General features: G+C 64.2%; 16 protein-coding genes and 2 pseudogenes. 11 read left to right on the forward strand and 7 right to left on the reverse strand.

Features of this window, described 5'->3' with window-relative positions:
• Positions 1–105: 105 nt before the first annotated feature.
• The 3 genes from RAC97_RS18315 (at position 106) to RAC97_RS18325 (ending at position 5275) form a co-directional block, all read left to right on the forward strand.
• Positions 106–2823: a LuxR C-terminal-related transcriptional regulator gene (locus RAC97_RS18315; protein ID WP_375100850.1), complete on the forward strand. Its 2718-nt coding sequence runs from the start codon at positions 106–108 to the stop codon at positions 2821–2823.
• Positions 2824–2978: 155 nt separating this feature from the next.
• Positions 2979–4586, forward strand: a complete 1608-nt coding sequence (locus tag RAC97_RS18320) for a response regulator (protein ID WP_375100849.1) — start codon at positions 2979–2981, stop codon at positions 4584–4586.
• Complete coding sequence (locus RAC97_RS18325; RefSeq protein WP_375100848.1) at positions 4583–5275, forward strand: sensor histidine kinase; 693 nt, start codon at positions 4583–4585, stop codon at positions 5273–5275. Before RAC97_RS18320 ends, RAC97_RS18325 begins: the two co-directional genes overlap by 4 nt.
• Before the next feature lie 3 nt (positions 5276–5278).
• Here RAC97_RS18325 and dctM read toward each other — a convergent pair whose 3' ends face one another.
• The 3 genes from dctM to dctP form a co-directional block, all read right to left on the reverse strand.
• Positions 5279–6559, reverse strand: coding sequence for a C4-dicarboxylate TRAP transporter large permease protein DctM (gene dctM / locus RAC97_RS18330; RefSeq protein WP_375100847.1), 1281 nt, complete (start codon positions 6557–6559; stop codon positions 5279–5281).
• Positions 6556–7188, reverse strand: coding sequence for a TRAP transporter small permease (locus RAC97_RS18335; RefSeq protein WP_375100846.1), 633 nt, complete (start codon positions 7186–7188; stop codon positions 6556–6558). The genes dctM and RAC97_RS18335 overlap by 4 nt, the downstream gene beginning before the upstream one ends.
• Positions 7189–7253: 65 nt before the next feature.
• Complete coding sequence (dctP, locus tag RAC97_RS18340) at positions 7254–8249, reverse strand: C4-dicarboxylate TRAP substrate-binding protein DctP (protein WP_375100845.1); 996 nt, start codon at positions 8247–8249, stop codon at positions 7254–7256.
• Positions 8250–8432: 183 nt separating this feature from the next.
• Between dctP and RAC97_RS18345 the strand changes: the two genes are divergently transcribed.
• Both RAC97_RS18345 and RAC97_RS18350 read left to right on the forward strand, forming a co-directional pair.
• Positions 8433–9077, forward strand: coding sequence for an MBL fold metallo-hydrolase (locus RAC97_RS18345; RefSeq protein WP_375100844.1), 645 nt, complete (start codon positions 8433–8435; stop codon positions 9075–9077).
• A 93-nt stretch (positions 9078–9170) separates the two neighbouring features.
• On the forward strand, positions 9171–9890 hold the full coding sequence (locus RAC97_RS18350) for an OmpA family protein (protein WP_375100843.1): 720 nt from the start codon (positions 9171–9173) through the stop codon (positions 9888–9890).
• A 35-nt stretch (positions 9891–9925) separates the two neighbouring features.
• On the opposite strand, the gene pta is transcribed toward RAC97_RS18350, so the two are convergent.
• Both pta and RAC97_RS18360 read right to left on the reverse strand, forming a co-directional pair.
• A complete protein-coding gene (gene pta, locus RAC97_RS18355; protein WP_375100842.1) occupies positions 9926–12016 on the reverse strand; it encodes a phosphate acetyltransferase in 2091 nt (696 codons plus the stop codon).
• Positions 12017–12047: 31 nt separating this feature from the next.
• Positions 12048–12335: a DUF3565 domain-containing protein gene (locus tag RAC97_RS18360; RefSeq protein WP_375100841.1), complete on the reverse strand. Its 288-nt coding sequence runs from the start codon at positions 12333–12335 to the stop codon at positions 12048–12050.
• 14 nt (positions 12336–12349) lie between these two features.
• On the opposite strand from RAC97_RS18360, the gene RAC97_RS18365 reads away from it, so the two are divergent.
• From RAC97_RS18365 to RAC97_RS18375, 3 genes are all read left to right on the forward strand, one after another.
• Positions 12350–12835 (forward strand): peptidylprolyl isomerase, encoded by a 486-nt coding sequence (locus RAC97_RS18365; protein WP_375100840.1) that lies wholly within the window; start codon positions 12350–12352, stop codon positions 12833–12835.
• Between the two features lie 141 nt (positions 12836–12976).
• A complete protein-coding gene (locus tag RAC97_RS18370) occupies positions 12977–13459 on the forward strand; it encodes a glutathione peroxidase (protein ID WP_375100839.1) in 483 nt (160 codons plus the stop codon).
• Positions 13460–13588: 129 nt separating this feature from the next.
• On the forward strand, positions 13589–14692 hold the full coding sequence (locus RAC97_RS18375; protein ID WP_375100838.1) for an NADH:flavin oxidoreductase: 1104 nt from the start codon (positions 13589–13591) through the stop codon (positions 14690–14692).
• On the opposite strand, the gene RAC97_RS18380 is transcribed toward RAC97_RS18375, so the two are convergent.
• A complete protein-coding gene (locus tag RAC97_RS18380) occupies positions 14661–15875 on the reverse strand; it encodes a glycosyltransferase family 4 protein (protein ID WP_375100837.1) in 1215 nt (404 codons plus the stop codon). The genes RAC97_RS18375 and RAC97_RS18380 overlap by 32 nt on opposite strands.
• 256 nt (positions 15876–16131) lie before the next feature.
• On the opposite strand from RAC97_RS18380, the pseudogene RAC97_RS18385 reads away from it, so the two are divergent.
• Together RAC97_RS18385 and RAC97_RS18390 are read left to right on the forward strand one after the other, a co-directional pair.
• Positions 16132–16812, forward strand: a pseudogene (locus tag RAC97_RS18385) (PAS domain S-box protein); the annotation flags it as partial.
• Positions 16813–16938: 126 nt separating this feature from the next.
• Positions 16939–17358: pseudogene (locus tag RAC97_RS18390) on the forward strand (methyl-accepting chemotaxis protein); the annotation flags it as partial.
• 35 nt (positions 17359–17393) lie between these two features.
• Here RAC97_RS18390 and cysZ read toward each other — a convergent pair.
• Entirely contained in the window at positions 17394–18122 is a 729-nt protein-coding gene (cysZ, locus tag RAC97_RS18395; protein ID WP_375100836.1) for a sulfate transporter CysZ, read from the reverse strand.
• A 359-nt stretch (positions 18123–18481) separates the two neighbouring features.
• Here cysZ and trxB point away from each other — a divergent pair, with 359 nt between their 5' ends.
• The gene (gene trxB / locus RAC97_RS18400) at positions 18482–19444 is read left to right on the forward strand and encodes a thioredoxin-disulfide reductase (RefSeq protein ID WP_375100835.1); all 963 of its coding nucleotides are present in this window, start codon (positions 18482–18484) and stop codon (positions 19442–19444) included.
• Positions 19445–19480: the final 36 nt, after the last annotated feature.

The raw sequence follows: 19480 nt of genomic DNA on the forward strand, positions 1-19480 counted from the left end.
GTCTTTTATCGCTAATTGGCCCCATCAGCTTCAAATACCACGGTTTAACCGCTAGTCTCGCAAGCATTCATACCGCCGCAATCTTCCAATCAGAACGAGTCGGCCATGACAGACCTGTCCCGTACGCATGGAGTCGCCAGCCAGGCCCTTGGTCTGCTGGACGGGCGTTTCTTCCGGCCACCGCTGCCGGATGGGCATGTGCCGCGTACACGTCTGTGCCAGCGCCTGGAGTCAGGGTTGTCGGGGCGGTTGCTGCTCATCAGTGCGCCAGCGGGCTTCGGCAAGAGCTCCCTGGCCATCGAATTCTGCCAACAACTGCCGCATCACTGGCGTAGCCTGTGGCTGGGCCTGAGCCAACGCGACGCTGACCCGGGGCGCTTTCTCGAACGCCTGCTCGAAGGGCTCCAGCAGTTCTGCCCGGCACTGGGCGGGCAGGCCATGGGCCTGTTGAAGATGCGCCAGCGCCATCAGCCATTTGCCTTCGAAGAGTGGATCGACGGCCTGCTCGATGAGCTTGCACTCTATCTGCACGCAGACAGCCCACTGCTGCTGGTGCTCGACGACTATCACCTGGCACAGGGCCCAGTGCTCGATCGCTGCCTGCAATTCTTCCTCAACCACCTGCCGCCTGGCTTGCTGCTGCTGGTCACCAGTCGCCAGCGTCCGGACTGGCACCTGGCGCGCCTGCGCCTGTCCCGGCAACTGGCCGAACTCAACGAGCAGGACCTGCGCCTGACCGCCGACGAAGCCCTGGCAGTCATCGGTCGCCAGCCCACGGGGTTGCGCGGGCAGGCACTGGATAACCTGATCCAGCGCAGCGATGGTTGGGTGGCCGGGCTGCGTTTCTGGCAACTGGCGGCCAGCGAGTCGGGGGACGACAACGCATTGCCCCAGGCCCTGCACGGCGGCGAAGGGATGATTCGCGACTACCTGCTCGAGGAAGTCATCGAGATGCTGCCGGCCGACGTGCAGGCGTTTCTCTATGACACCGCGTGCCAAGAGCGCTTCTGCGCCGAGCTGTGCGATGCCCTGCGTGAGCGCGACGACAGCGGGTCGATCCTGCGTTACCTGCAAGCTCACCAAGTGTTCCTGGTGCCGCTGGACGAGCATGGGCACTGGTTCCGCTACCATCACCTGTTCTCCGACCTGCTGCGCAGCCGCCAGGCCAGTGCGCCGCTGGCCGGCCTGCACCTGCGTGCCTGCCGCTGGTTCCAGGCCCAGGGCCTGCTCGACGAGGCGGTGGAGCAAGCCCTGCGTGCCGGCAGCCTGGATGTTGCGGCCGACCTGGTGCAGAGCCTGTCGGAGGAGCAACTGCTGGCCGAGCAGAACGTCGGCATGCTGTTGCGCTGGAAAATGGATTTGCCCGACAGCCTGCTCATCAGCACCCCGCGCTTGATCGTGCTGTACAGCTGGGCGTTGGGCCTGGCTTGCCAGCTCGATGCCGCCGAGGAACTGGCCGGTTACCTCAGCCGTTTTCTGCCGGCGCCGTCGGCTACTGCGCAAAAGTCCATGCTGGCTCAGTGGTTGGCATTGAGTGGGGTGATCGCCCGTGGAAGGGGCGACCGCGTGCATACCCTGGCCTACTGCGAGCAAGCCCTGCAAAGCTTGCCGCAAAAACGTTACGGCCAGCGCCTGGTGTGCCTGTCGACGCTGTCCAACCTGGCGATCGCCGAGGGTGACTTCTGGCGCGCCAGGGGTTGGAACCGTGAAGCGCTGGAGTTGGCGCAGCGAGTCGGCAACCCGCTGTTCGAAGCCCTGGCCCACTATGACCGGGCGCGGGTGCTGCATGCCCGCGGCGAGGCCATCCGTGCGCTGGATGAAGTGCGCCAGGGCCTTCAGCGCTTGCAAGGGTTGTCTGGGCAGCGGCTGTACGCCATCCGCGCACGCCTGACCTTGTACGAAGGCTACCTGTTGGCCTCGCGTCTGCAACCGGCCCAGGGCCGGGCTCGCTTGCGTGCCGGCCTTAGCGAGGCGCGGGCGTGCCGTGACATGAGCGTGCTCATCGGCCACTGCGTGATCGCCACCCTCGATGGACGTGAAAGCCGTTTCGCCGAAGCCTTCGCCGAGTTGGCCGAGGCCGAGCGGCTGATGCATATCTGGGATGTACCGCCGATCTTCTACCTGGCGATGATTACCCTGGTGAAGTGCGAGCTGTGGCTGGCCCAGGGACGCACCGACCTCGCCGAGTCCTGGCTGTTGCGCCTGGGTCAGACCTACGGCGGTGAGCAGCCCGCCGCCGCGCCAGAATTCCACCCCTTGCTGCCGCTGCACATCGAACTCCAGCAAGCCTTGCTGGAGCGCACGCTCCAGCGCCCGGAGGATGCCGAACGGCGCCTGCTGATATTGAGCGAGCGTGGCCAGGCCAGTGGCGGGTTGATGCTGGTGGTCTGCGCACTGTGTCAACTGATCGATCTGGCACTGGCCCAGGGGCGCGAGCAGGACGCTGCACGACTGCTGCCCAAGGCGCTGGAAGCTGCCAGCGGCGGTGTGTTGCAACCCTTCCAGCGGCTGCTCGATGAACACCCGGCGTGGCTACGCGAGCAGCTCGCCACAAGCCCCGGCGGCGCTGCCCAGGCCGACCTGCTGACGCGCCTGCCACAGGTGCCGGCGACTGGCCTGGGTGTCAGCGAAAGCCTCAGCGGGCGTGAGCTTGCGGTGCTGGAACTGATCGCCCAGGGTTGCTCCAACCAGCAGATCAGCGAACGCCTGTTCATCTCGCTGCACACGGTCAAGACCCACGCCAGCCACATCAACAGCAAGCTGGGGGTGGAGCGACGCACCCAAGCCGTGGCCCGGGCGAAGTCGCTTGGCCTGCTGGCCTGAGGGCCGTTTGCCCCGGTACAATGGTGGCTTATAGCTATCACTGCTCGCGTGCCGACGTTTCCAGCTCATCTTTCCCGACCTGCTGCCGATAAACATTTCGGCGGGCTGCGTCGTCACGCACCACTTTTCATATCTTTCCAATACAGGTCGTGTTGATGCTGCAGTACGGGCAAAAAAGCTTTTTGATCGTCGACGACTTCACCGACTTCCGCACATCGACCCGTTCCATGCTGCGTGAGCTCGGCGTGCGTGACGTGGACACCGCCGACAGCGGTGAGCAAGCCCTGCGCATGTGCGGACAGAAACGCTACGACTTCATTCTCCAGGACTTCCACCTGGGCGATGGCAAGAAGAACGGCCAGCAAGTGCTCGAAGACCTGCTGCTGGACAAGCTGATCAGCCATGAATGCGTGTTCATCATGGTGACCGCCGAAAGCAGCCAGTCGATTGTCCTGAGCGCCCTGGAGCACGAGCCCGACGCCTACCTGACCAAGCCTTTCAACCGTGTGGGCCTGGCCCAGCGCCTGGAAAAACTGGTGCAGCGCAAGACCTTGCTCAAGCCGATCCTCCAGGCCCTCGACCGTGGCCGCCCGGCCGAGGTGCTGACTGCCTGCGCCGAGTTGTGCAAGCAAGACCCGCGTTTCGCCCCGCTGTGCCTGCGCTACCGCGCCGATGCCTTGCGCGAGCTGAACCGCTTCGACGAACTGGAGAAATTCCTCAAGAACATTCTCGCCAGCCGCCCGCAGCCCTGGGCCTACTCCGCCCTCGGCAGCCTGTTGCACAAGCGTGGCCAGCAAGACCAGGCCCAAGGCGTGTACGAGCAGGCACTCAAGGCCTTCCCGATCATGCCTGGGCTGTACGATGGCATGGCCGAGGTGCTGGTAGCCAAAGGCGAAAGCAAGCGCGCCCAGCACATGCTCGAAGAAGCGGTACGGCTCTCGCCCCTGGCGGTACGCCGTCAGGCCGCATTGGGCAAGTTGGCGCTGGACAACGCCGACTACGACAGCGCCTCGAAGGCCTACCGCCACGCGGTGAACCAGGGGCAGAGCTCGCGCTACAAGAGCGCCGAAAGCAACCTTGGGCTTGTCCAGGCGCTGATGAACAAGAACGAAGGCAATGGCCTGGACGCGCGTACGCGGGTCGAGATCAATACCGTGCTCAGCGAGGTGGCCAAGGAGAACGTCGAGGACCAAGGCCTGCAGGTGCGCGCGCGGTTGATGAAGGCCGCCAGCCTGCAGCAGGCCGGCGATGCGGAAACCGCGGGCAAGCTCACCGAGCAAGCCATGCAGCGGCTGGAGAAGATGGACCAGTTCTTCTCGGTCGAAGCCGCCCTGACCGTGGCCAAGCAACTCAAGGCGCTGGGCCAGGACGCGGCGGGTACCTCGATTCTCAAGGGATGCGTGGAGACCTACGGCGACGACCCCAAGGTGATGCAAAGCGTGGCCAAGGTCACCGACGACCCCTCGGTGCTCGGGGCGGTCACCGAGGCGGTCGACCTCAACCGCCAGGGCGTGCGCGCCTACCAGGCCGGGCAGCTCGACGAGGCGCTGGCGATGTTCCGCCGCGCACTGAAGCTGCAACCGAAGAACATCAGCATCGCCCTGAACAGCGCCCAAGCGTTGATCCGCATTGGCGGCGAGCAGCCCTCGGCGCAGCTCATGCAGGAATGCCGCGACTGCCTGAACAGCGTGGCGGGCATCCCGGCCAGCGATAGCCGCTACGACCGCTACCGCAAGCTGCATGTACGGGTGTTCGGCGCATGAACGGCAAACAGCAGGGGCTGGATTTCTCCACGGTGATCGCCTCTACCGTGCACGACATGAAGAACTCCCTTTCGGCGTTGATCCAGGCCCACGACCAGTGGCTGGCGCGCTTGCCCGAGGAGGCGCGCGCGGGCAGCGAGCAAGGGGTCATCGAGCACGAGTTCCGCCACCTCAATGGCATGCTGGTGCAGTTGCTGGGCTTGTACAAGCTGGGCATCAACCAACTGCCGATCTGCCCGGACTACCACGAGTTGGAAGACTTTGTCGAAGCCCAGCTCGCGGCGCAGCAGGAGGTTTTCCGCCAACGCGACATCCTTGCCACCTGGCGTATCGAAGCGCAGAGCCCGCTGGGTTTCTTCGACCGCGAGCTGGTCGCCTCGGTGGTGGCCAACGTGCTCACCAATGCCGTGCGCTATGCCGGCCACGCGCTGTTGATCAGTGTCGAGGAGGAGGGGGAGCAGTTGGTGATCAGCGTCAACGATGACGGCTGCGGTTATCCGCCGCGCCTGCTCGAGCGCCAACAGGACTACGTACAGGGCATCGACCCGCAGACCGGTAGCACCGGCCTTGGCCTGTACTTCGCCGCACGTATCGCGGCCCTGCACGTGCGCAATGGTGTGCAGGGCCGGATCGAGATCGCCAACGGCGGCGCGCTGGGAGGCGGCCTGTTCAGGCTCTACCTCCCTTAGCCTCTACATACCCAGCATGTTCGGCAGCACCAGCGATATCCACGGCACGTAGGTGACCAGCACCAGGAACGCCAGCAGCACGAGCAGCCAGGGCGCGGCGGCGCGTACCGTGGCGGTCAGCGGCATGCCGGTCACCGCCGAGGTGACGAACAGGTTCAGCCCTACCGGCGGCGTGATCAGGCCGATCTCCAAGTTGACCACCATGATGATGCCCAGGTGGATCGGGTCAATGCCCAACTGCATGGCGATCGGGAACAGGATCGGCGCCAGGATCAGGATGATTGCCGAAGGCTCCATGAAGGCCCCGGCCACCAGCAGCACCACGTTCACCATCAGCAGGAAGGTCACCGGCGTGAGCCCGGCGTCGAGCACCCAGGCGGTGATCTGCTGGGGCAGTTGCTCGGTGGTCAGCACGTGGGCGAACAGCATGGCGTTGGCGATGATGAACATCAGCATGATGCTCAGCTTGGCCGATTCGAGCAGCACCTTTGGCGCTTCACGGAAGGTCATGTCGCGGTACACGAACAGCGCGATGAACGCCGAGTAAACCGCCGCCACCGCCGCCGCCTCGGTGGGCGTGAACATGCCGGTGTAGATACCGCCGAGGATGATTATGATCAGCAGCAGCCCCCAGATGGCCTTGCGCGCCGCAGTAAGCCATTCGCGGAACGTCGCCCGGGGCAGCGCCGGCAGGTTGCGCTTCACCGCGACGATGTAGATCACGATCATCAGGATCAGCCCGAGCATCAGCCCCGGCACCACGCCCGCCATGAACAGCTTGCCGACCGAAGTCTCGGTGGCGGCGGCGTACACCACCATCACGATCGACGGCGGAATCAGGATGCCCAGGGTGCCAGCGTTACAGATGATGCCGGCGCCGAACGCCTGTGGATAACCCGAACGGACCATGCCGGCGATGGCGATGGAGCCTACCGCCGCCACTGTGGCAGGGCTGGAGCCGGAAAGCGCGGCGAACAGGACGCAGGCCAATACTGCAGCGATCGCCAGGCCGCCGCGCACATGGCCGATGCAGGCATTGGCGAAGTCGATCAGGCGACGGGCGACGCCACCTGTGGTCATGAAGGCGCCTGCCAGCAGGAAGAAAGGAATCGCCAGCAACGTGTAGTGCTCGGAGGTTTCGAACAGCTTGATCGCCAGCGAGCGAACCGAGTCGGGGCTGAACAGTATGATGGTCAGTGAGCCGGCCAGGCCCAGCGAGACAGCGATGGGCACGCCGATGAACATCAGGGCGAACAGGGCGACGAACAGGAACAGTACGGTCATGGCTTGTCGTCCTCGTGCTCGGTCAGTTTCAGCGCGTCGGCCGCTTCGTCGGCCAGGCCCAGGCCGGTCTGGCGACCCCGGAAGATACGCACGAAGATTTCGGCAAAGCGGATGAACACCAAGGCGAAGCCCACGGGCACGATCAGCCCGATGTGCCACTGCATCACGCCCATGTGGCCGAGGTCTTCGGCGCCGATGGCGGCGACGAACAGGGTGTGTATCCATTCGAAGCTGGCGACGCTCAGCAGGCCGGCGTAGCCCAGGCAGCAAGCGCAGGCGAGCAGGCCGATCAAGCGCTGGGTGGGTTTGCTGGCGAGCTTGACCAGGGCGTCCACGCCGATATGGCCGGCGGTACGCACGCCGTAGGACAGCCCGAAGAAGATCAGCCAGGCGAACAGCGCCTTGGTCAGGGCGTTGCTCCAGGTCATCGACTGGGCGGCATCCATGACCTGGTCACCGATGGCGTTGAGCGCATCTGCGCCACCGGCCCAGCGTTCGGCCAGGCTGTAGAACAGGGTGTAGAGGTTGTTGAGGATCACGTAGACGAAGGTCACCAGTGTCATGGCGGCCAGGAGGAAGACGATGAAGGCTTCCTCGAAGTGTTCCCAGATACGTCTTAGGGCATGCATGGGCATTCTCCGGGGCAAGAACGAAGGCCGGCCTCGGGTTGCGAGGCCGACCGCTTGCTAACTGCTTACTGCGCTTTGTTGGCGGCTTCGGCGTCCTTGATCAGGTCGGCGCCGATTTCACCCTCGAACTTTTTCCATACCGGTTTCATCGCGTTGCGCCATTCTTCGCGCTGCTCGGCGGTGAGGGTGATGATTTCGGTGGTCTTGGCGTCGAGGATGCGCTGCTTGTCACCCTGGTTGAGGGCGTCGGCTTGTTTGTTCACCTCGGTGGTGACTTCGCCGATGATCTTTTCCAGCTCAGGTTTCACATCCGCCGGCAGGCCGTTCCAGAACTTGGTGTTGGTGATCAGCATGTAGTCCAGTACGCCGTGGTTGGACTCGGTGATGTACTTCTGCACCTCATGCATCTTCTGGCTGTAGATGTTCGAGTAGGGGTTCTCCGCGCCGTTGACCACGCCGGTCTGCAGGCCCTGGTAGACCTCGGCGAAGCTCATCTTGCGCGGGTTGGCGCGCAGTACCTTGAATTGCTCCTCAAGTACTGCCGAGGCCTGTACGCGGAATTTCTGGCCGCGTGCGTCACCCGGCACGCGTAGTGGCTTGTTGGCCGACAGCTGCTTCATGCCGTTGTGCCAATAGGCGAGCCCGGTAATGCCCTTGCCCTCCATGGACTTGAGCAGACCCTGCCCGGCAGGGCTCATCTGGAAGCGGTCGACGGCCTGGATGTCGTCGAACAGGAACGGCAGGTCGAACAATTGCACCTGCTTGGTGTAGTGCTCGAACTTGGCCAGGGACGGGGCGATCATCTGTACATCGCCAAGCAGCAAGGCCTCCATTTCCTTGCCATCGCCGAACAACGACGAGTTCGGATAGACCTCGACCTTGACCTTGCCAGGCAAGCGTTCTTCCACCAGCTTCTTGAACAACAGTGCACCCTGGCCTTTAGGCGTGTGTTCGGCAACGACGTGGGAAAACTTGATGACCACCGGATCGGCGGCCTGGGCCAGGCCTGCGGCGGACAGCGCCAAGGCGCAGAACAGAGCTTTGAACGTGGGCTTGAACATCCCTTGCTTCCTCGTTTTTGTTGTAGTGGCGAGTTGACCTAGAGAGTCTAGGCTGCAATCGCCAATTTGTTTGCCGAGGTTGGTGATTTGTATGGTTTTTTTGCGGATATCGGCCTGGGGACTTGCGTGTGTGCGCCTTTGGCTGAAAATGACGGCCACAGATGCGCCGTGAGCTGCCAAACCATGACACCCGTACCCGCTACCCTGATCCGCGAAACCTTTCCCGTCGGCCCTTTGCAATGCAATTGCACGCTGATCGGCGACCCGCTCACCAAGAAGGCCATCGTCGTCGACCCCGGCGGTGACGAGCAGAAGATCCTCGCCCGCCTTCAACACCATGGCTTGACCCTGGTGAGCATCATTCACACCCACGCGCATTTCGATCACTTCCTGGCCTCCGGCCGGCTCAAGGCACTGACCGGCGCGACCTTGCACCTGCACAAGGACGACCAGCCGCTGTGGGATGCCTTGGAAATGCAATGCCAGGTGTTCGGCGTGCCGTTCGCCCCGGTGCCTGCGCCCGACCGTTGGCTGAGCGACGACGAGGAACTGGCCTGTGGTTGCGGTGTGGCCCTGCACACACCGGGGCATACGCCCGGCTCGATGAGTTTCTGGTTCGCCGATGCCAAGCTGTTGATCGCGGGCGACACCTTGTTCCGTCGCGGCGTGGGACGCACTGATTTGTGGGGTGGCGATCAGCGGGCTATCGTTCGTTCGATCAAGGAGCGGCTGTACCGGCTGGATGAAGACGCCACCGTCGTGACTGGCCATGGCCCGGATACCCGGCTTGGCGAGGAAATGCGCGAGAACCCCTTCGTGCGTGCCTGAGTTTTCATGGAATTTTTTCCCCTTGCTGTGATCTAAGGCTGGCATAGATCCGCGTGATCCGCCGCACTTTCGAATTTCAGTAGGAGCTTGTTCATGTTCACCATGCGTCGTCTGATTATCGTCGCTACCGCCGCTGCCTTGATGTCTGGCTGCGCCAGCCAGAACCCGTACGACAACCAGGGCCAGGCGCAGCAGGGCTCCGGGATGAGCAAGACCGCCAAGTACGGTGGCCTGGGCGCGCTGGCCGGCGCCATCGCCGGCGCTGCCATCGACCACAACAACCGCGGCAAGGGTGCCCTGATCGGCGCTGCCGCCGTGGGCGCCGCTGCGGCAGGCTATGGCTATTACGCCGACCGCCAGGAAGCGGCACTGCGCGAAAGCATGGCCAACACCGGCGTCGAAGTGCAGCGCCAAGGCGACCAGATCAAGCTGATCATGCCGGGCAACATCACCTTCGCCACCGACTCCGCGAACATCTCCCCCAGCTTCTACTCGCCGCTGAACAACCTGGCCAGCTCGTTCAAGCAGTTCAACCAGAACACCATCGAAGTGATCGGCTTTACCGACAGCACCGGCAGCCGCCAGCACAACATGGACCTGTCCCAGCGTCGTGCCCAGGCGGTCAGCACCTACCTGACCTCCCAGGGTGTCGACCCGTCGCGGGTCTCGGTGCGCGGCATGGGCCCGGACCAACCGATCGCCAGCAACGCCGATGCCAATGGCCGGGCGCAGAACCGTCGGGTAGAGGTCAACCTGAAGCCGATTCCCGGCCAGCAGTATGAGCAGCAGGGTAACGTTCAGCAGTATCCGTAACTCATGAAGGGGCCGCATAGCGGCCCCGTTTCATTTCAGCGTGCGTGGCTGGCCTGGATCGCGGTCAAGGCGATGGTGTGCACGATATCGTCCACCTGCGCCCCCCGCGGCAGGTCGTTCACCGGCTTGCGCAACCCTTGCAGCATCGGCCCCAGGCTCACGCAATCAGCGCTGCGCTGCACCGCCTTGTGGGTGGTGTTGCCAGTGTTCAGGTCGGGGAACACAAACACCGTGGCACGCCCGGCCACCGGGCTGTGTGGCGCCAACTGCCGGGCGATGTCCGGGTTGGCGGCGGCGTCGTACTGCAACGGCCCGTCGATCAACAAATCGTGTTCCGCCTGCTGCGCCAGGCGCGTGGCCTCGCGCACCTTCTCCACTTCCTCGTCGCTGGCGGCCGAGTCGCTCGAATAGCTAAGCATCGCCACCCGTGGCGGGATGCCGAAGGCCTGTGCCGATTCGGCGCTCTGCCGGGCAATTTCGGCAAGCTCTGCGGCGCTCGGGTGTGGGTTCATGATGCAGTCGCCGTACACCAGCACCTGCTCGGGGAACAACATGAAGAACACCGACGACACCAGGCTGCTGCCGGGGGCCGTCTTGATCAACTGCAACGCCGGGCGGATGGTGTTGGCCGTGGAATGCACCAGGCCCGAGACCATGCCGTCGACTTCATCCAGCGCCAGCATCATGGTGGCGATCACCACCGGGTCTTCCAGTTGCTGCTCGGCCATCGGCGCATTGAGGTTGCGGCTTTTGCGCAGGTCGACCATCGGCTCGATGTAGCGGCCGCGAATCAACTCGGGGTCGAGCACTTCAAGGTCGGCGGGCAAGGTGATGCCTTGGGCACGGGCCACCGCCTCGACTTCCTCGGGCTTGGCCAGCAGCACGCAACGAGCGATGCCCCGGGCCTGGCAGATCGCCGCGGCTTGCACCAGCAGCGGCTCGGCGCCTTCGGGCAGGACGATGCGCTTGTTGGCCTGCTGCGCACGCTGGATCAACTGGTAGCGGAACACCGCTGGCGACAGGCGCAGTTCGCGCGGCGTGCCGCAGCGCTGGTGCAGCCACAGCGCGTCGAGGTGGCTGGCGACAAAGTCGGTGATGACCTCGGCGCGCTCGCGGTCATCCACCGGGATCTCGCGGTTCAGCGAGTTGAGCTGGTTGGCGGTGTCGTAGGAGCCGGTGCTCACCGACAGGATCGGCAAGCCCGCCTGCAACGCACCTCGGCACAGTTCGAGAATGCGTGGGTCGGGCTTGCTGTCGCTGGTCAGCAGCAGGCCGGCCAGGGGAACGCCGTTGATCGCCGCCAGGCTCACCGCGAGGATGATGTCGTCGCGATCGCCCGGGGTCACCACCAGGGTGCCGGGCTTGAGCAGCGGCACGGTGTTGGCCACGGTACGTGCGCAGATGATGATCTTGTTCATGCGCCGTTGCTCGTAGTCGCCGGCGTTGAGCACCTGGGCGCCGAGCAGCTCGGCCACGTCACGGGTACGCGGGGCATTGAGGTCGGCCTGGTAGGGAATGCAGCCGAGCAGGCGGAAGTCGTTGCCGCGCAGCAGCGGCGAGTGCTCGCGCAGGCGCGCGGCGAAGGCGCCCATGCTTTCCTCGGTGCGCACCTTGTTGAGGATCACCCCGAGCACCTTCGGGTCGCGTGGGCCGCCGAACAGCTGCGCCTGCAGCTCGACACGGCCGGACAGCTCGCTGAGCACCTCGTTTTCCGGGGCCGACACCAGGATCACCTCGGCATCCAGGCTCTTGGCCAGATGCAGGTTGACCCGCGCGGCGTAGCTGGCGTGGCGCGTAGGCACCATGCCTTCGACCACCACCACGTCGTTGCCCACGCAGGCCTGCTGATAGAGACGGATGATTTCCTCGAGCAGCTCGTCGAGCTGGCCGTCCCCCAGCATGCGCTCGACCTGGGCCAGGCTCAGCGGGGTAGGAGGCTTGATGCCATGGGTACGGGCGACCAGCTCGCTGGAGCGCTCGGGGCCGGTGTCACCCGGGTGGTGCTGGGCGATGGGCTTGAAGAACCCCACCTTCAGGCCGCCGCGCTCGAGGGTGCGAACCAGCCCCAGGCTGATCGAGGTCAGGCCGACGCCGAAGTCGGTCGGCGCGATGAAAAAAGTCTGCATGCGTGCTTCTCGGAATAAGCGGTGCAAGGAATCAACGGCCAAGGGTATCGCTATCGACCCCTTGTGCGCACCAGCCACAGTCGAAAGGCGTGCCAATGTGCTGCTGGCGCTGCTGCGGGTCGAGCACCCACGGGCGTGATTGCCACGGCGGCTGGTGGCGCAGGTGCTGGGTATGCCCGCACGACAGCTCGGCCACCCAGTGGCCTTCCTCGTCGAGGTGAAAGCCGGTGATCCGACTGATGGGCCGCTCGTCGCCCGAGCCGCGTTCGCAATCGGACGAACCCTTGGTTACACTTGTCCGCTCTATATTCTTCTGCAAAAAGGTCTCGCCCCATGCTGATCGCCGCCAACAAGGCTGTGTCCATCGACTATACCCTGACCAACGACGCCGGGGAGGTCATCGACAGCTCCGCCGGTGGCGCCCCACTGGTGTACCTGCACGGTGCCGCCAACATCATCCCAGGCCTGGAAAAAGCCCTGGAAGGCAAGCAGGCCGGTGACGAGCTGGACGTTGCCATCGAGCCGGAAGACGCCTACGGCGAGTACCTGGCCGAGCTGGTCAGCACCTTGAACCGCAGCATGTTCGAAGGTGTCGACCAACTGGAAGTGGGCATGCAGTTCCACGCCTCGGCGCCGGACGGCCAGATGCAGATCGTCACCATCCGCGACATCGACGGCGACGACGTGACCGTCGACGGCAACCACCCGCTGGCTGGCCAGCGCCTGAACTTCAAGGTCAAGGTGGTCAATGTACGTGACGCCAGCGACGAAGAAATCGCTCACCGCCACATCCACGGCGAAGGTGGCCATCACCACTGAGTTTCTGCGCTAAGCTCAGAAAGTCGCCAGGCGCTCGGGCAAGCCGGACTCCCCTCGATGAGGGTGATCGGCTTGGCTGCGCGCCTTTTTGATGGGCGCAATTTGCCCCGACGGCAACCGAACCTGAGAGGGGGAATCTACATGAGTGCATTTCACGACCTGACATTGCAGGCGCTGGACGGTAAGGAACTACCCCTTGCTCCGTTCAAGGGGCAGGTAGTGCTGGTGGTCAATGTCGCCTCCAAGTGCGGTCTGACGCCTCAGTACAAGGCGCTGGAGAATCTGTATCAGGTCTACAAGGACCAAGGCTTCAATGTGCTTGGCCTGCCGTGCAACCAGTTCGCCGGGCAGGAGCCGGGAAGCGAACAGGAAATCCAGCAGTTCTGCAGCCTCAACTATGGGGTGAGCTTCCCGCTGGGAGCCAAGCTCGAGGTCAACGGCCCGCAGCGTCATTCGCTGTACCGCCTGCTTGCCGGAGAGGGTGCGGAGTTCCCTGGGGATATCACCTGGAACTTCGAAAAATTCCTGGTCGGCAAGGATGGCCGCGTGCTGGCGCGCTTTGCGCCGCGTACCGCGCCGGACGACCCCAGTGTGGTGCAGGCGATCGAAAAGGCCCTGGCATGAGCGAGACGGTATCGCGGGGGGGCAGCCCCCGCGATACCCGATAATCACCCCAATCAATAATGCTGTGCCATCCCCCACGGCGGCCCTAATCTCAGGCGCATTCCTCATTCCCACCGGGAGCGCCGCCGCATGTCCACCCACCCGCTGTTCCAGCCTTTCACCCTGGGTTCACTCGAGCTGCCGACCCGCGTGGTCATGGCGCCGATGACCCGCACCTTCTGCCCAGGCGGCGTGCCCCATGCCGGGGTGGTCGAGTATTACCGCCGCCGCGCAGCCGCCGGTGTCGGCCTGGTCATCACCGAAGGCACCACCGTCGGCCACCTGGCGGCCAATGGCTACCCGAACGTGCCGCGTTTCCACGGCGAGGACGCTTTGGCCGGTTGGAAGCAGGTGGTCGATGCGGTGCATGCCGAAGGCGGGCGTATCGTGCCGCAGCTGTGGCACGTGGGCAGTGTGCGGCGCCTGGGCACCGAGCCGGATGGCAGCGTGCCGGGCTATGGCCCGAGCGGCAAGCTCAAGGATGACAAGGTGGTGGTCCACGAGATGAGCCAGGAGGATATCCGCGACGTGATCGAGGCCTTCGCTCAGGCTGCCCGCGATGCCAAGGCCATCGGCATGGACGGCGTGGAGATCCACGGCGCCCATGGCTACCTGATCGACCAGTTCTTCTGGGCCACGAGCAACCAGCGCACCGACGAGTACGGCGGCGACCTGGCGCAACGCTCGCGCTTCGCCATCGAGCTGGTGCAGGCCGTGCGCGCGGCGGTCGGGCCGGACTTCCCGATCATCTTCCGCTTCTCCCAGTGGAAGCAACAGGACTACAGCGCGCGCCTGGTGGAAACGCCCGAGGCGCTGGCTGCATTCCTCGCGCCGCTGGCCGAGGCCGGTGTGGATATCTTCCATTGCTCGACGCGACGCTTCTGGGAGCCAGAATTCGAAGGCTCGGCGCTGAACCTGGCCGGTTGGACCCGCAAGCTTACCGGCAAGCCCACCATCACCGTCGGCAGCGTCGGCCTGGACGGCGAGTTCCTGCAATTCATGGTCGATACCGACAAGGTGGCCAAGCCTGCCAGCCTGGAAGGATTGCTGCGCCGCCTGGGCGACGAGGAGTTCGACCTGGTGGCCGTTGGCCGCGCCCTGTTGGTGGATGCACAGTGGGCGCAGAAAGTGCGCGATGGGCGCGAGCAGGACATTCTGCCGTTCAGCCGTGAGGCGCTGACGAGCCTGGTTTGATCGCCAGTGCCGCAGGCGCGCGCGAGCTTTGCGCGCCCGCCTGGCGGCAAGCGCTGTACAAGTACCCTTCGAACTGCTCGACGATCGCTTGCCAGCCTTGCCGGCTGGCATGTTGACGGGCATTCAGGCGCACCCTGCGCAGGGTCTCACCCTCTTCCAGCAGCCAGCAGGCGGCCTCGATGAACGCCGGCTGGTCGCCCGGCATCACCAATGCACCGCTGTGGCCGTGGCGAATATGCTGGGCCGCCGCGGCCTCGTCATAGGCCACCACTGCCAGCCCGGAGGCCAAGGCTTCCAGTACCACGTTGCCAAAAGTCTCGGTGAGACTGGGGAACAGGAACAGGTCGCCACTGGCATAGTGCTCGGCCAGCACCTCGCCGCGCTGTGCGCCGCAGAACAGGGCGTCGGGGAGTTGCTGTTCGAGCTGTGTGCGTTGCGGGCCGTCGCCGACCACGATCAAGCGCAGGCGTTGCCGTGGATAAGCCTTCTGCAGGGCGTCCATGCATGGGCGCAGCAGACCCAGGTTCTTCTCGGCAGCCAGGCGGCCAACGTGCAGCACGGCGATATCATCGGCCTTCAGGCCCCACTGCTCGCGCAACGCCTGGTTACGCCGGGCGGGGTTGAACAGGCAGGCATCGACGCCACGGGCCAACAGCCCCAGGCGCTCGAAGCCGCGACGCTCCAGCTCCAGGCGCTGGCTGGCGCTGGGTACCAGGGTGATGGCAGTGCGGCGATGGAACCAGCGCAGGTAATGGGTGAGCATCCGCGCCAACAGGCCCAGCCCGTATTGCCCGGAGTACTGCGCAAAGTTGGTGTGGTAGCCGCTGACCACGGCAATGCCAAGGCGCCGCGCGGCGCGCAGGGCGCTGAGCCCAAGCGGGCCTTCGGTGGCGAGGTACAGCACGTCTGGCCGCTGTCGTCGCCAGCGCCGCCACAGCTTGTGCATCGACACCTCGCCCCATTGCAGGCCCGGGTAGCCGGGCAGGGGCCAGCCGCGGCACAGCAGCAGGTCATCGCCATGGGAGCTGGGCAGGTCGCCGGGTTGGCGTGGACGCACCACCTCCACGCGATGGCCGCGCAGGCGCAAGCCCTCGCTGAGGCGGCCAAGGGTGTTGGCTACGCCGTTGATCTCGGGCGGGAAGGTTTCGCTGACCAGGGTTATGTGCAAAGGCGCTGTATTCATGGAGAAAAGTCTGGGCCGGTCGTATTGCCGTTCGGTGACGCCTGTGTGACTGGCAGGTGAAGTGCGCCGAGAGGGATATTTCCCTGACCGACGCTCAAGAATTGCCGATAACCAGCCGATGCAAAGGGATTCGATGATGGCGGCTTGGCGCTCGGGGATCGCGGGAATGTTCAACAGTAAACTGAAGCAAGAAATCCAACGACTGCGCGAGGAGCTGGCCTCCGTCGAGCAGGTCAAGAACAGCCTCGACAGCGAAATGCTGGTGCTACAGCTGGACCCCCAAGGACGGATCGAGTCGGTAAACAGCAACTTCGAGAAAGAGATGGGCTACCGCGCCGAGCAGTTGATCGGTCGCAACATCGACGAGATCGTCCCGGAGTACCTGAAGAAGCTGGACTGCTACAAGTCCATGAAGAACGCCATCACCCGTAGCGAGCACCTCAACGGCGCGTTTCGCCTGCAGCGTGGCAACGGCGAGGAAGCCTGGCTGCGCTCCATCCTGCAGCCGGTAAAGGACTCCAACGGTCGTACCCGTTACTTCACGATGCACTCCAGTGACCTGACCCGCACCATCGAGACCTCTCGCGAGCATGAAAGCCTGATCAAGGCGCTGATGCGCTCAACTGCCGTGATCGAGTTCAACCTGGATGGCCAGGTGCTGGCCGCCAACGACCGTTTCCTGCAGACCATGGGCTACAGCCTTGAACAGGTACGCGGCAAGCACCACCGCATTTTCTGCGAACCCGAGGAAGCCAGCTCGGCGGGCTATCACGCCTTCTGGGAGAAGCTGCGCCGTGGCGAGTACGTCGCCGACCGCTTCAAGCGAGTGGACTCCCATGGCCGCATAGTATGGCTGGAGGCCTCCTACAACCCGATCATCGATTCCCACGATGTGCTCTACAAGGTGGTCAAGTTCGCCACGGTGATCACCGACCAGGTCAACCAGGAGATCGCGGTGGCCGAGGCCGCCGACATCGCCTACAGCACCTCGCTGGAGACCGACACCAGTGCGCGCAAGGCCACCGAGGTGGTGACCCAGACCGTCGACGTGATGCGTGGCCTGGAGGGCTCCATGCAGCAGGCCGCCGAGGGTATCCAGGCGCTGGACAAGCAATCGAAGGTGATCGGTTCGATCATCAAGACCATCAGCGACATCGCCGGGCAGACCAACTTGCTGGCGCTCAACGCCGCCATCGAGGCCGCGCGGGCCGGCGAGCAGGGCCGCGGCTTCGCCGTGGTAGCGGACGAGGTACGCCAACTGGCCTCACGCACCAGCAGTGCCACCGACGAAATCGCCAAGGTGGTGCAGCAGAACGAGCAGCTGGCGCAGGCGGCAGTGGACATCATCGACACCAGCAAGCGCCAGGCCGAGCAGGGATTGAACCTGGCCGACGAGACCGGCCAGGTGATCGTCGAGATCCAGGATGGGGCGAAGAAGGTGGTCAGCGCGGTGGGGCAGTTCTCCAGCCAACTTAGCCACTGACCGAAAGGGCCGCTGCATGGCGGCCCCTGGCATGTTCAGCTGCGCTCGCGCACCCAGAACAACGTAGCGCCGGCCACTGCCGCCGGCATCATCACCACGTTCACGCCCGGGATGAGCAGCGCCAGGTAGGTGCTGCCGCCAAAGCTCAGGCTCTGCCAGCGCTTGCTGCGCAGCCAGGCGAGCATGTCCTGCCAGCTCATCTTGTTGTTGTCCGCCGGAAAGTCGATGTACTGGATGGCCATCATCCAGACCCCGAACAGCAACCACAGTGGCGCAGCGATCACGTTCACCACCGGGATGAACGAGAGGATGAACAGGCCCAGCGCCCGAGGCAGGAAGTAGCCGAGCTTGCGCATCTCGCGGCTCAAGGTACGCGGTACCATGGCCACCAGCTCGCCCCAGCTGAACGGCGGAAAGTTGTCCTCGCCGCGTACCACCACCTCGACCTTTTCCGAGAGAAAGCCGTTGAACGGCGCGGCAATGATGTTGGCCACCAGGGTGAAGGTGAAGAACACCATCAGGATCACCAGGGCGACGAACAGTGGCCAGAGGATGTAGGTAAGAAAACCCAGCCATTCGGGCAAGGTCGGCATCAGGGTGTCGACCCACTGGCTGAACTGGTGCCCGGCGAAGTACACCAGGCCGCCGAACAGCAGCAGGTTGACCGCCAGGGGCAGCAGCACGAACAGCCGCAGGTTCGGGCTCAGGACCAGTTTCAGGCCTTCGCGTAGGTACTGGGGGCCGGAAAGGACGGGGGCTTGCATCGGAAGGCTCCGCAATAGGGAAAACGCGCTGACCATACCGAGTTTGTCGAGTCGGCGAAAGGCGCGTGAAAGGTGGGAAACGGCGTGTAACAAAGCTGCGGGACGATGACTATCGGTCGTCTTGTTGGATAGAGCCTACCTATAAGGTGGATTGTCTAAGGATATTTCCTTAATCTCTGCCACCTCGCTACAGTGCGTTCAATTTTCCACGCCGCGAGCCTTGCAAGGGAAGCGGCACCAGGTTTATGGGCCTGTGCGTCGTAGCCTTCCCCAAGTGCTGCGCAGGCCCTTTTCAATGCCAGCCGGCGTCGCCGGCACAGCGGTGCCGGCCCCATGCGCCGGCTCGACAGGAGTACGACATGTCCGAAGTACGTCATTCGCGGGTCATCATCCTCGGTTCCGGCCCTGCCGGTTACAGCGCAGCAGTGTACGCCGCGCGTGCCAACCTCAAGCCGCTGCTGATCACCGGCCTGCAGGCCGGCGGCCAGCTGACCACCACTACCGAAGTCGACAACTGGCCGGGCGACCCGCATGGCCTGACCGGCCCGGCGCTGATGCAACGTATGCAGGAACACGCCGAGCGCTTCGAGACCGAGATCGTCTTCGACCACATCAACGCCGTCGACCTGGCCAACAAACCCTTCACCCTGCGTGGTGACAGCGGCACCTACACCTGCGACGCGCTGATCATCGCCACCGGTGCCAGCGCCCGCTACCTGGGCCTGCCGTCGGAAGAAACATTCATGGGCAAGGGCGTTTCGGCCTGCGCGACCTGCGACGGTTTCTTCTACCGCAACAAGCCGGTCGCCGTGGTCGGTGGTGGCAACACCGCGGTGGAAGAGGCCCTGTACCTGGCTAACATCGCCAGCAAGGTCACCCTGGTGCACCGCCGCGATACCTTCCGCGCCGAGAAGATCCTGATCGACAAGCTGCACGCCCGTGTCGCCGAAGGCAAGATCGAACTCAAGCTCAACGCCACCCTCGACGAAGTGCTGGGTGACGACATGGGCGTGACCGGTGCGCGCTTGAAGAACAACGATGGCAGCAGCGACGAGCTGAAGGTGGACGGCGTGTTCATCGCCATCGGCCACACCCCGAACACTTCGCTGTTCGAAGGTCAGCTGACCCTCAAGGACGGCTACCTGGTGGTACACGGCGGTCGTGAAGGCAATGCCACCGCCACCAACGTCGAAGGCGTGTTCGCCGCTGGCGACGTAGCCGACCACGTGTATCGCCAGGCGATCACCTCGGCCGGTGCGGGCTGCATGGCGGCACTGGACGTCGAGCGCTACCTGGACGGTCTGGCCAACGCTTCGTTCTGATGCGTTCGTTGCAGTAAAAAAGCCGGCAATCATGCC

The organism is Pseudomonas sp. LS_2 (assembly GCF_042709235.1).
Classification (GTDB): domain Bacteria; phylum Pseudomonadota; class Gammaproteobacteria; order Pseudomonadales; family Pseudomonadaceae; genus Aquipseudomonas.

Excerpts from the sequence above, each read along its gene's own strand:
- RAC97_RS18315 (WP_375100850.1), top strand. The coding sequence starts at position 106 with ATGACAGACCTGTCCCGTACGCATGGAGTCGCCAGCCAGGCCCTTGGT.
- RAC97_RS18320 (WP_375100849.1), top strand. The coding sequence starts at position 2,979 with ATGCTGCAGTACGGGCAAAAAAGCTTTTTGATCGTCGACGACTTCACC.
- RAC97_RS18325 (WP_375100848.1), top strand. The coding sequence starts at position 4,583 with ATGAACGGCAAACAGCAGGGGCTGGATTTCTCCACGGTGATCGCCTCT.
- dctM (WP_375100847.1), bottom strand. The coding sequence starts at position 6,559 with ATGACCGTACTGTTCCTGTTCGTCGCCCTGTTCGCCCTGATGTTCATC.
- RAC97_RS18335 (WP_375100846.1), bottom strand. The coding sequence starts at position 7,188 with ATGCATGCCCTAAGACGTATCTGGGAACACTTCGAGGAAGCCTTCATC.
- dctP (WP_375100845.1), bottom strand. The coding sequence starts at position 8,249 with ATGTTCAAGCCCACGTTCAAAGCTCTGTTCTGCGCCTTGGCGCTGTCC.
- RAC97_RS18345 (WP_375100844.1), top strand. The coding sequence starts at position 8,433 with ATGACACCCGTACCCGCTACCCTGATCCGCGAAACCTTTCCCGTCGGC.
- RAC97_RS18350 (WP_375100843.1), top strand. The coding sequence starts at position 9,171 with ATGTTCACCATGCGTCGTCTGATTATCGTCGCTACCGCCGCTGCCTTG.
- pta (WP_375100842.1), bottom strand. The coding sequence starts at position 12,016 with ATGCAGACTTTTTTCATCGCGCCGACCGACTTCGGCGTCGGCCTGACC.
- RAC97_RS18365 (WP_375100840.1), top strand. The coding sequence starts at position 12,350 with ATGCTGATCGCCGCCAACAAGGCTGTGTCCATCGACTATACCCTGACC.
- RAC97_RS18370 (WP_375100839.1), top strand. The coding sequence starts at position 12,977 with ATGAGTGCATTTCACGACCTGACATTGCAGGCGCTGGACGGTAAGGAA.
- RAC97_RS18375 (WP_375100838.1), top strand. The coding sequence starts at position 13,589 with ATGTCCACCCACCCGCTGTTCCAGCCTTTCACCCTGGGTTCACTCGAG.
- RAC97_RS18380 (WP_375100837.1), bottom strand. The coding sequence starts at position 15,875 with ATGAATACAGCGCCTTTGCACATAACCCTGGTCAGCGAAACCTTCCCG.
- cysZ (WP_375100836.1), bottom strand. The coding sequence starts at position 18,122 with ATGCAAGCCCCCGTCCTTTCCGGCCCCCAGTACCTACGCGAAGGCCTG.
- trxB (WP_375100835.1), top strand. The coding sequence starts at position 18,482 with ATGTCCGAAGTACGTCATTCGCGGGTCATCATCCTCGGTTCCGGCCCT.